Here is a 10454-nt window from a genome sequence, read left to right as displayed (position 1 = left end):
ATCTCCAACCCATCCCAAAGGACAGGCCGGGGTATTGCCATAATTGGCACTGGCTTTTCAAGCACCCTGTTGAGTTCTCAAAGAACAACCGCACACCATCGTTCGAACCGCTTTCGCGGCCCGCCCCCGGGGCACTTGCTCAACTTTACTGCCTCGTTTTCCGCCCCGTCAAATCCGCTTGTCTGCAAACTGAACAGCCAACGAATTCAACAATGCGGAAAACCGACCCACGAAACATTACACGACACCGAGTCGTGATCAACTTCTTGGGTTCCTCCAGGACGGCCGCTCCGGGCCCCTGTCGGGTCCCGTTCGCTCGCCCGTCTCCCTGGCGGCTCGGAAAACATTACATGCCCCCAGGGCCGGCTGCCAAACCAGGGTCGGCGCGACCCGTGTCACTACGGTCGTCGCGGGAAAACGCTAAACCGCGTATAACCAGGGCCATGCGCACTGACGAGCTCGCCGAGATGATCCAGGAGGTGCCGGGTACCGAGGTGTCCTACGGCCCCGGCCTGGTCACGGTCCACGTGCCGGCGATCGGCGACACCGTCCGCCTGGCCTTCCGCGACGTCCTCGACGCCGACTGGGTGCACGTGCCCACCGGCGCGCCCGCCGTCCAGGTCGACCTGCGCCGCAAGCACGAGTCGATCCCGCTGATCATCACGGTCGACGACGTCGTGTTCATCCCCGCCTACGCCGACGATCTCGTGGATCCCGAGGACGACCTGCTGGTTCCCGCGATGCCCAACCTGATTTCGTACGCGGAGATGCATCGCGACGTCCGCGCGCTGGGCAAGGCGATCGACGATCCGAATCTCGAACTGGAGCCGGAGATGCTGGCGGCCACCCTGCTGGCACACCGCTGCTTCCTCGCGGGCGCCATGCGCGTCGGCCTCTGGCCGGTGCGGGTGGCAGCCTGGTGGGAGTACACGTCAGCCCGCTCAGCCCAGTCCATCCAGCTGGCCCGCTTCCGCGAAGACCCCCGATGGGACGCCCTGATGGCCGACGTGACGGAGGCCAGGCGCCGGTCCGCCCCCGCCGAGCTCTGACCCCCGCCCGCGCCTCAGCCCGCACGAGCGCGAAACGCCGGGGCAGCGCCCGGACCGCGCGGGGACGCCGGGGCCGGCGGCGGGTCGCGCCGGCGGAAGGGGCGTCAGCGCCGGACGGTCACGGGACTGCTCGGCTGCGGTGGGCGCAGGTGTAGCGCGTAACCCTGAAGAGGAGACCCTGAAAAGAAGATCCGGGCGGGAGAAAAGCTCCCGCCCGGCTCGGAACGTCTTACTCTTCGCCCTCGAAGGCGTCGCCGATCTCGTCGAAGGCCTCGCCCGCGACGTAGCCGGCGGCGAGACCGCCCGCCACGCCCATCGCCATGCCGCCCATGCCGCCGCCGTGGTGACCGCGACGGTAGTGACCGTGGTGGCCGGGACCCTGCCGGTAGTGGCCGTGGTGACCCGGGCCGTGCCCGTAACCCGGCTGGCCGTAACCGGGCTGACCGTAGCCCGGCTGACCGTAACCGGGCGGCGGGTAACCGGGCGCGCCGTAGCCCGGCTGGCCGTGGCCCGGCTGACCGAAACCGCCCACCGCGCCGAAGCCCGGCATCGACTTGCGCTTGTCCAGGGCCTGGCGGACCCAGCCGTCGACGACGGCGCGCCAGTCGGTGGTGTCGGCGTCCTGGTGCTGGACCGTGTAGCGGCCGTAGGTGTCGTGGCCCTGGGTGAAGAGGCCGCCGCGCTTGTCGAACTCGAGGACGACCTCGACCTGGTGCGGGCTGGTGACGAACGTCAGCTCGACCTCGTTGATGCCGTGCGCGTACTGCTGCGGCGGGTAGAACTCGATCTCCTGGTAGAACGGCAGCGTCTGGTGCACGCCGTAGATCTGGCCGTGCTCCAGGTCGGCGGACTTGAAGCGAAAGCCGAGCTGGGAGAACGCGTCCAGGATCTTCTGCTGGATCGGCAGCGGGTGCACGTGCACCGCGTCCAGGTCGCCCTTGTCGACGGCGCGGGCGATGGCCACCTCGGTGCGGACGCCCATCACCATGCCGCGCAGGGTCTGGCCGTAGACCGTGGTGATCGGCGTCTCCCACGGCATGTCGATCTGGAACGGGATGGAGAGCTGCTGGCCGGGCGCGAGGCGCATCGGCCCGCTCACGGTGAGCCGGAAGAAGTCGGCGACCGCCGAGTAGTCGCCGCCGCCGCCCTCGACCTCCATCCGGGTGACCAGACCGAGCGTGATGTGCTCGATGTTGGCTTCCTGAGTGCCGCCGACCACGTTGACCTGACCGGTCAGGGGCGCGCCGGGGTAGGTGCTGGGGTTGGACAGCACGGTGTCCACGCTCGGCCCGCCAACGCCGAGGGCGCCCAGCAACTTCTTGAAGACCACGTTTTACTCCCGCTTCGACAGAGCACCCTGAAAACCGGGCAGCTTGGAAATCCAGCTTGATCGGAAAAGTAGCAATGCAGGCTGAAGAAACCCTGAAAGACCCGAACAGCCACGGTACGGCTAGGGTGCAACGTCATGGAGCGTGTCGCCGTGTTTCCCCTGGCCGAGGTACTCGTGCCGCATCAGCCCGCCGACCCCTCGGTGATCGTCAGCGGGACGCCGACCACGGGATCAGTTTCGGTCACCGGGATCAGCGGCGTCGAGGTCGGCGTCTGGGAGATGAGTTCCGGAGCGGTCCGCGACGTCGAGGCGGAAGAAGTTTTCCTGCTGCTCTCCGGGCACGGCGTGATCGAGCTGGCGGACGGCGCGAAGTTCGAGATCAACGCGGGTGACCTGGTGCGGCTCGCCGCCGGCACGAAAACCGTGTGGCACGTCGACGAGCCGCTGCGCAAGGTCTACATCACCGGGGCTTGAGGCCGATCGCACCGTACATCGACACCTCGGCGGCCGCCGGGTGGTCGCCGGAGCCGGGCCGCCACTCGCTGATCGCCACGGCGCCCGGGTCGACCAGCTCGAGGCCGTCGAAGAAGCTCGCGAACGTGTCCTTGTCGCGCGGCCAGGCGTCGACCTGCCCGGCGGCCAGCATCTGGTCGTAGACCGCGGCGACGTGCGGCGGCACGAAGTCCTTGGTCGAGTTCGTCGCCACCAGGTAACTCCCCGGCACCGCCGCGTCGACCAGCTCGCGGACCACCGCGCGGGCCTTGTCGTCGTCCGGGATGAAGTGCAGGACGGCGATCAGCAGGATCGCGACCGGCCGGCTGAGATCGAGCGTGTCGCGCAGCTCGTCGGCGGTGAGGATCGCGCCCGGTTCGTTCAGGTCGCCGTGCACGAACGTCGTGCTGCCCCCGCTCATCAGGGCGCGGGCGTGCGCGAGCACCATCGGGTCGTTGTCGACGTAGACGACCTTGCTCGCCGGGTGCAGGGACTGGGCCACCTCGTGCGTGTTGTCCGGTGCGGGCAGGCCGGTGCCGATGTCCAGGAACTGCCGGATCCCGGCCTCGCCGGCCAGATAGCGGATGGCTCGGTTGTGGAAGGCGCGGCCCTGCTGGGCGGCGGTGCGGACCGCCGGGTACGCCGCGGCTATCCGGTCGCCGGACTCCCGGTCGACCTGGAAGTGGTCCTTGCCACCGAGCCAGTAGTTCCACCGGCGGGCCGGCGAGACGGTCTTCTCATCAACGACGGGGCCCGGCGTGCTCGGATTCATGCGCCGCATTCTATCGACATCCATCAGACTCGCGGGGTCCACATCGGACATTGATAGGCCTTCGGTTTCCGGCTTATCCTGCGTCGTGGCCACGCAAGCACCGCCCTACCGACCGGTCCTGCCCGGCTTCCCGCCGGACGACACGGCGCACGGTAACGGTGGTTCCGCGATCGCCGTGACGATGCGGTACGCACCGCTCGCGTTCCTGCTCGCCATGTTCGTCCCGGTCCTGGAGATCGACGGGCAGCCGGTGCCGGCGAACTGGGGCCGGGTCGTCACGTCGGTGGCGCTCGGCCAGCACCACGTGCACGTCCACGTCCCCTACCTGATGCCGTCCCGGATCGGCGTCGCGGAGACCACGGTGCTCGCGGTCTCCGGGCGCACGGTCGAGCTGGAGTACCGTGCGCCCCTGCTGTCGTTCCTGCACGGCAACCTGGGTGTGCCGCCGCAGCGCTATCCCGGGCTGGCCGCCGCGGTGGCCCTGCTGGTGCTCGCGATCGTGCTGCTGGGCTGCGGCTGCATCGGGATCATCCTGTCCGCGATGTCGTAAGGTACCGCTCCGCCACCACCCCCGGCTGCTCCACGATCCGGCCGGCCGCCACGTTCCCGGCGAGCCGCAGGTACTGAGCGTGTGTCCAGGTCAGCGGCGTGGCCGAGGTGGTCGGTGTGCCGACCGGCCGGTACGGCGGCTGGCGGTCCCACACCTGCTCGGGCAGCACCAGCGACGGCCCGGCCGCCCGCGTCATCAGCCGGAGCTGCTGCCGCGCCTCCCGCAGCGAGCCGGCCGCGATCGCGTACTCACCGCGCTCCCCGTTGAGCAGCGGCCACAATCGGCCACGGGTGATCCGCGAGTCAGCCGGCAGCGGGTAGTCCCACTGGCTGCCGTCGGCCTTCTCGCCGTAGCCGTCGAACGAGGCCCGGTACCAGTACATCCCGCCCCGGACCGGCACGCCGAGCTGCTCGTCGACCACCTCGAGGCTGTCCGCGAAGACCGGGTCAGCGGCCGGCAGCACGCCCAGCCGGACCAGCTCCAGGAAGCCCGGATCGACCACCCGGCGCTGATCGACACCGGACGGGCCGCTGTCGCCGATATCGTAGGTGGTGCCCCTGTCGGGCTGCCCGTCCTTGGTCAGCCGCAGGAAGTAGGGCTTGTCCGAGTAGGGCCCGGTGCTGGTGACCGTCCACGTCTTCACGTTCTTCTGCCACTCGTCGGCCGTCGCCAGGTAGCGGGCCGAGGCCGCGTCGTCGCCCGCCGCACGTGCCATCGACGCCGCGCACACCAGCCCGGCGATCGACGCGGCGATGGTGGCCGGTGAATATCCGGACTGGTTCTCCCAGCGGTCCTGCGGACTGTTCGGCGCCTGGTCATAACCGGTCAGGAAATCGGCGGCCTTCTTCACGCCCGGCCACGCCGAGGTGCGGTTCAGCTGGTGGGCCAGGACGATCGGCAGCGCCACCTCGTCGAGCTGCAGCCCCTCCCACACCGGTGTGCCGTCCAGCCGGGAGTTCTGCGGGAACGACCCGTCGGGCTTCTGCTGCACCCCGAAGAGATAGTCGACGGCCCGCTCGGCGCCGGCCCGATCGCCGGCGGCCAGCAGCCCGGTGGCGATCTGGTACAGGTCACGCGCCCAGATCAGGTGGTAGGGACCGGACGGGTCGTCCCGCCCGAACGCCCACGGCGCGGCCGGCGCGGCGATGTAGGCGCCTCGATGCGTCTTGTCCTCGCTGGCCGCCAGGATCATCGCGGACACCTGCCAGAGCCGCCGATCAGCAACGGCCGGCGGGCGGCTCAGCGTCCGCAGATAGTTGCCCCATCCGCGCGCATAGGACCGATCAACACCGGCAAAACCCCGCTTGAGTACGGCCGAAGCGTCCCGAAGCGCAGACGACCCGAACCCGAGAGCCACCGTCGCGTCCGGGGCGACCGCCGCGGTCTGCACGAGGTTGCCCGCTCCCGCCGACGTGTACCTCCAGTCCATCCGGCCGTCGGCCAGGTCGGTCCACCCGTCACTGGTCCCGGCGAAGCCGCTGGAGGTGGCCGTGAACGCCGGTGACGCGACGAGCGCGCTGGTCACCGGCCCGTCGGTGGCGATCAGCGCGGTGCCCTCGGTACGGCCGGAATCGCCACTACGACTGTTGTTCAGCGCCGGGTCGTAGATCGCGTAGAGCCGGTGCCCAGGTCCGGTGAACCGCAGCTTCACCAGCAGCACCGCGGCGTCCGGGGCGACCGTGTAGTCGGCGGTCAGCCGCCACCCGCCGGCCGGGTCCGCCCAGGTCTGCCGGTACCCCAGGCTGCGATCGCTGGTCAGCTCCGTGGACGGCGGGGGCATCCGGGCGGCGCCGGATGGGCCGGTCACCTGGAACTGCAGGGCGCGGGCACTGGGCGTACCCAGATCGGGGTAGAAGATCTCCCCGATGCCGCCGCCGCGCTGCAGGGTGACCCACACCTTGCTGCGCGTCCCGGCCGAGGTCAGGAGGCCGGCCTTGTCGGCCGGCAGATACTGCTGGTCCTTGCCCGGCGCGCCGGGCGCCGGACCGGCGGGCCCCGGAGGGTCCGCCCGCGTGGGCCGGGCACCGATGGGGTCCAGGCCGATGATCACCGCGAGCAACGCGGCCGCCACTTTCCGGTACGCCATGACGAGCGCACTACCCCTCAGGGGCGGGCTTGAAGCTCCTCGTGCAGCGCCCGCATCAATTCGGCACTCGTGAATGGCTTCTCGAGCAGGTGCACGTCCGCCGACAGGGTGCCGTGCGTGGTCAGCACCGGCTGGGCATAACCGGACATGAAGAGCACCTTCGTCCCCGGCGAGCTGCGGTGGATCGCGCTCGCCAGGTCCCGCCCCAGCATCCCCGGCATGATCACGTCGGTGAGCAGCACGTCGATCGCGTGCTCCGCGGCCAGCCGCAACGCCTCGTCACCGCTGCCCGCCACCAGGACCGTGTACCCGCCGCGCCGCAGGATCCGGCTGGTCACCTCCCGCAGCGCCGCCTCGTCCTCCACCACCAGAACCGTCGCGCCGTGCCCGCTCAGCCCCTCCGCCGAATCCTCCGGCGCGCTCTCCCGCGCCTCCATGTCGGTGGCCGGCAACAGGATCGTGAAGGTGGTGCCGATCCCCGCCTCGGAGTAGATCTGCACGGTCCCGCCGGCCTGGGTGACGATGCCGTAGACGGTGGCCAGCCCCAGGCCGGTGCCCTGCCCACTGGGCTTGGTCGTGAAGAACGGCTCGAACGCCTTGTCGATCACGTCGCGGGGCATGCCGGTGCCGGTGTCCGAGACGCGCAGACGCACGTAGGAGCCGATCTTCAGGCCGAGCCGGGCGGCGTACTCCGCGTCCACCTGCACCGGCGCGGTGTCGATGGTGAGACGGCCACCGGTGGGCATCGCGTCGCGGGCGTTGACGGCCAGGTTCACCAGCACCTGTTCCAGCTGACCCGGATCGGCCATCACCGACGGCAGGCCGGCCGTGGTGCGCACGGTCAGCGCGATGTGCTCCCCCAGCGACCGCTTCAGCATCTGGTGCACCTCGGTGACCACGACGTTCAGGTTCAGCGGCCGGGGCCGGATCACCTCGCGCCGGGCGAAGGCGAGCAACTGGTGGGTGAGGTCGCTGCCCCGCCGGGCGGCCCGGGCGATCTGCTCGGCGTCGGCCGCCGGGGGCGTGCCGGCCGCGTCCTCGACGATGAACGACGCGTAGTTGAGGATCACCGCGAGCAGATTGTTGAAGTCGTGGGCGATGCCGCCGGCCAGCTGGCCGAGGCTCTCCAGACGCTGGGCCTGCTGCATCCGGGCCTCCAGGCGCTGCCGGTCGGCCTCCTCGCGCAGACGCCGCCGTTCCTCCTCGGCGGCGAGGCGCTCGGTGATGTCCCGGACCACCACGACGATCACGACGCCGCTGTCGGTGTGCAGCGAGCTGCAGGCGATGTCGACAGGCAGTTCCGCCCCGTCCCGGCGCAGCGCCCGCCGGGTGGCCCAACGCTGGTCACCGGGCTCGGCAAGGGCGTTACCGTCCTCGGCGAGGGCGTTGCCGTCCTCGGCGGGGGCGCGACCGTCCTCGGCGGGGGCGCTGCCGTCGAGGGTGTCATCGGCCCGCTCGGTGTCCAGCGGCGTGCTGTCCCCGCCGGTGCGCAGCACGGCCGAGACCGGCGGCAGCCCGTCGGGCAGCAGCTGCGGCAGCGGCATGTGCAGCAGGTCGTAACGGGGGCGGTCGAAGAGCCGCTCCGCCTCCGCGTTGACCAGCACCACCTCGCCGGACTCGGCGACGCCGAGCATCGCGTCCGGTGCCGCGTCGAGGATCGCCTGCACCCGGGCCTCGGCCCGTTCCCGGTCGCTGATGTCGCGGGTGATCGTGGTCGTGCCGATCATGTTGCCGTGCTCGTCGAGCAGCGGCGAGATCAGCGTGGAGACCGAGATCTGCTCGTTCTTCGCGGTCAGCCGGATGCTGCGGTACCTGTCGACCCGCCCGCCGAGACGGACCAGCAGCCGGATCTGCTCCTCGTCGCTGCGCCGCTCGTCCGGAATGATCATGTCGACGGTCCGGCCGATCATGTCGGCGGCCGGGTACCCGTAGAGCATCTCGGCGCCGGGATTCCAGGACAGCACCACACCGTCCAGGTCCGTCGTGACGATCGCGTCGTGCGAGGACTGCACGACCGAGGCGAGCAGCGCCCTGGTCCGCGCCACCTCCCGTTGCGCCGTGTCGTCACGGAGCACCGAGGTCACGTACGTCTCGGCCCCGGACGTGCTGACCGCGGAGAGGGAGATCTCGACGGGGAAGACGCTGCCGTCACGGCGCAGGCCGCGCAGCGGGAGCCGGCGCAGCGGCGGCTGATCACCGGCGAGGTACGCGGACCGCTGCGCCGGATGCCGCGGCCGGACGTCCTCGGGAACCAGGTCGTCGACGGCACGGCCGACGAGCGCGCCGGCGGGATAGCCGAACATGTCGTGCGCCCGGCGGTTGGCCAGCGTGATCACGCCGTCCGAGCGGCTGACGACGATCGCGTCCGGGGCGGTGTCGAGCAGGAGCCCCGGGATCTCGCGGAAATCCACCGATCCCTCCCTCCCCGAAAATACCTTTTTACGGATATTCCGGTTATGGGGATGGGCAATCTGGGCATCGTGGCGTGGTGAGCACTTCGGCAGAGCCGCCCATCGACCCGAACCGGCCCAGCAGCGCGCGGATCTACGACGTCTTTCTCGGCGGCACCCACAACTTCGCCTCCGACCGGGCGGTCGCCGCCCGCACCGCCGAACTGTTGCCACAGACCCCGATGATCGCCCGGCACAACCGGGCCTTCCTGCGTCGCGCCGTCCGGTTCGCGGCGGGCCGCGGGGTCGACCAGTTCCTCGACCTCGGCTCCGGCATCCCGACCGAGCAGAACGTGCACCAGGTCGCTCCGGACGCGCGGGTCGTCTACGTCGACATCGATCCGACCGCGGTGCTCTACGCCCGCCATCTGCTCGGCGACGATCCCCGGGTCGTCGTGGTCCACGGCGACGTGCGGGAGCCGGCGCCGGTGCTGGACGATCCCGCCGTACGGGGTCTGCTCGATCTGAGCCGTCCGCTGGGCATCCTGATGGTCGCTGTGCTGCACTTCGTCCCGGAAAGCCCGGTGCTCACCGAGGCGCTGCGGGTCTACCGGGAGGCCGCGGTGGCGGGCAGCGTCCTGGCTATCTCGCACCTCTCCGCGAGCGCCCGGCCCACCGAGTTGGACCGTGTCGCCGACCTCTACAACCGCACCGGCTCGTCGCTGGTGCCCCGTGACCGGGAGCAGATGGAACGGCTCTTCGAGGGCTGGACGCTGGTCGAACCGGGCATCGTCTTCGGCCCGTCGTGGCGCCCCGATCCGGGCGAGGAGGAGGACGACCCGGCGCAGTTCCTCACGCTGGCCGGAGTCGGCGTCCGCTAGCGACCGGGGCGTCGGCCGGGCGGTCCCCGCCGTCGCACTCGTCCTCCGGCTCGACCGGCTCCGGCGACCGGCCCAGCAGATCGAGCAGGTCGGGGCCGGCGTGACCGGTGTCGACAGTGCCGCCGACGAGTCCCAGCATGGTGGCGCAGTTACGCCCGTACCCCTGGATCATGCGGTCCACCCGTGTCGGGTGCCCACACCGGCGGCACGGGCGCATCCGCTCCGCAGAGATCTCGGCCATCCTCCGATTATCGGATGATCGCCGCGCCGATGCGCGAGACCGGCGACACCCGGCGATGTCTCCGCCCGCCGCCGGCGTCATCCCTCGCCGAGGGCCTCGGCCAGCTCTTCCTTGGTCATCATGGAGCGGCCGGGGATGTCCTCTTCGCGGGCCAGGTCGTAAAGTTCGCTCTTCGTGTGGTGCTCCTCCTCGGGCAGTTTCGCGGTGGTCGCCTCCAGGAACCGCCGGCCCATCCGCTCCCGCTCCTCGGCGGTGAGGCTGTCCTCGAGGATCGGGAGCAGCTCCTCCTCTTCCTCCTGGACGTGGTGCCGCAGCTCGCCGATGATCGCCGCGAGGGTGCCGTCGTATCCGGGCGCGTCCGGGTTGCCGCGCAGCAGGTTCTGCAGCATCTCCTCGATCTGGTGATGCTCGACGGCGCCGTCGACGACCTCCTCACCGGCCTCGGCTGCCTTGTCGCGGATCGTCGGGTAGACGAAGTCCTCCTCGGCCTCGGAGTGCGGCAGCAGCATCCGGTGCACCTCGTGCAGGAGCGCGGCCTTGTCGACGCCGTCGTGCGTCGCCTCCTCCAGCAGCTCGTCGACCTGGCGATGCTGCTCCTTGATGACTTCCACGATGTCCGGCACGGAACCCCCTTTAATGCTGACAAATCACTCCGAAGGGAAT

Annotated in this window: 10 protein-coding genes; 4 read left to right on the top strand and 6 right to left on the bottom strand. The window is 70.4% G+C overall.

Annotated features, from left to right (window positions below):
* The first annotated feature begins 443 nt into the window (after nt 1-443).
* Nucleotides 444-1049: a hypothetical protein gene (locus tag AB0F72_RS36990; RefSeq protein WP_360441988.1), complete on the top strand. Its 606-nt coding sequence runs from the start codon at nt 444-446 to the stop codon at nt 1047-1049.
* A gap of 229 nt (nt 1050-1278) precedes the next feature.
* On the opposite strand, the gene AB0F72_RS36985 is transcribed toward AB0F72_RS36990, so the two are convergent.
* Nucleotides 1279-2379 carry a sporulation protein gene (locus tag AB0F72_RS36985; RefSeq protein ID WP_360441985.1) on the bottom strand — a complete coding sequence of 367 codons (1101 nt, stop codon included), beginning with the start codon at nt 2377-2379 and terminating at the stop codon, nt 1279-1281.
* Nucleotides 2380-2514: 135 nt separating this feature from the next.
* Here AB0F72_RS36985 and AB0F72_RS36980 point away from each other — a divergent pair, with 135 nt between their 5' ends.
* The gene (locus AB0F72_RS36980; RefSeq protein ID WP_360441982.1) at nt 2515-2853 is read left to right on the top strand and encodes a cupin domain-containing protein; all 339 of its coding nucleotides are present in this window, start codon (nt 2515-2517) and stop codon (nt 2851-2853) included.
* On the opposite strand, the gene AB0F72_RS36975 is transcribed toward AB0F72_RS36980, so the two are convergent.
* Nucleotides 2840-3643 carry an SAM-dependent methyltransferase gene (locus AB0F72_RS36975; protein WP_360441979.1) on the bottom strand — a complete coding sequence of 268 codons (804 nt, stop codon included), beginning with the start codon at nt 3641-3643 and terminating at the stop codon, nt 2840-2842. The genes AB0F72_RS36980 and AB0F72_RS36975 overlap by 14 nt on opposite strands.
* A gap of 85 nt (nt 3644-3728) precedes the next feature.
* Between AB0F72_RS36975 and AB0F72_RS36970 the strand changes: the two genes are divergently transcribed.
* On the top strand, nt 3729-4193 hold the full coding sequence (locus AB0F72_RS36970; protein WP_360441976.1) for a hypothetical protein: 465 nt from the start codon (nt 3729-3731) through the stop codon (nt 4191-4193).
* Here the strand turns inward: AB0F72_RS36970 and AB0F72_RS36965 are convergent.
* The gene (locus tag AB0F72_RS36965) at nt 4171-6279 is read right to left on the bottom strand and encodes a glycoside hydrolase family 15 protein (RefSeq protein ID WP_360441974.1); all 2109 of its coding nucleotides are present in this window, start codon (nt 6277-6279) and stop codon (nt 4171-4173) included. The two genes, AB0F72_RS36970 and AB0F72_RS36965, sit on opposite strands and share 23 nt — an antisense overlap.
* Before the next feature lie 17 nt (nt 6280-6296).
* On the bottom strand, nt 6297-8690 hold the full coding sequence (locus AB0F72_RS36960) for a PAS domain S-box protein (protein ID WP_360441972.1): 2394 nt from the start codon (nt 8688-8690) through the stop codon (nt 6297-6299).
* A 77-nt stretch (nt 8691-8767) separates the two neighbouring features.
* Here AB0F72_RS36960 and AB0F72_RS36955 point away from each other — a divergent pair, with 77 nt between their 5' ends.
* The gene (locus AB0F72_RS36955; protein ID WP_360441970.1) at nt 8768-9550 is read left to right on the top strand and encodes an SAM-dependent methyltransferase; all 783 of its coding nucleotides are present in this window, start codon (nt 8768-8770) and stop codon (nt 9548-9550) included.
* Here the strand turns inward: AB0F72_RS36955 and AB0F72_RS36950 are convergent.
* Together AB0F72_RS36950 and AB0F72_RS36945 are read right to left on the bottom strand one after the other, a co-directional pair.
* Nucleotides 9522-9791 carry a hypothetical protein gene (locus tag AB0F72_RS36950; protein WP_360441967.1) on the bottom strand — a complete coding sequence of 90 codons (270 nt, stop codon included), beginning with the start codon at nt 9789-9791 and terminating at the stop codon, nt 9522-9524. The two genes, AB0F72_RS36955 and AB0F72_RS36950, sit on opposite strands and share 29 nt — an antisense overlap.
* A gap of 77 nt (nt 9792-9868) precedes the next feature.
* Nucleotides 9869-10414: a hemerythrin domain-containing protein gene (locus tag AB0F72_RS36945; RefSeq protein ID WP_360441964.1), complete on the bottom strand. Its 546-nt coding sequence runs from the start codon at nt 10412-10414 to the stop codon at nt 9869-9871.
* Nucleotides 10415-10454 lie beyond the last annotated feature (40 nt).

This window comes from Actinoplanes sp. NPDC023936 (assembly GCF_040639325.1).
Classification (GTDB): domain Bacteria; phylum Actinomycetota; class Actinomycetes; order Mycobacteriales; family Micromonosporaceae; genus Actinoplanes.
This window is presented reverse-complemented; position numbering and strand designations above follow the sequence as displayed.

Excerpts from the sequence above, each read along its gene's own strand:
- AB0F72_RS36990 (WP_360441988.1), top strand. The coding sequence starts at position 444 with ATGCGCACTGACGAGCTCGCCGAGATGATCCAGGAGGTGCCGGGTACC.
- AB0F72_RS36980 (WP_360441982.1), top strand. The coding sequence starts at position 2,515 with ATGGAGCGTGTCGCCGTGTTTCCCCTGGCCGAGGTACTCGTGCCGCAT.
- AB0F72_RS36975 (WP_360441979.1), bottom strand. The coding sequence starts at position 3,643 with ATGAATCCGAGCACGCCGGGCCCCGTCGTTGATGAGAAGACCGTCTCG.
- AB0F72_RS36965 (WP_360441974.1), bottom strand. The coding sequence starts at position 6,279 with ATGGCGTACCGGAAAGTGGCGGCCGCGTTGCTCGCGGTGATCATCGGC.
- AB0F72_RS36950 (WP_360441967.1), bottom strand. The coding sequence starts at position 9,791 with ATGGCCGAGATCTCTGCGGAGCGGATGCGCCCGTGCCGCCGGTGTGGG.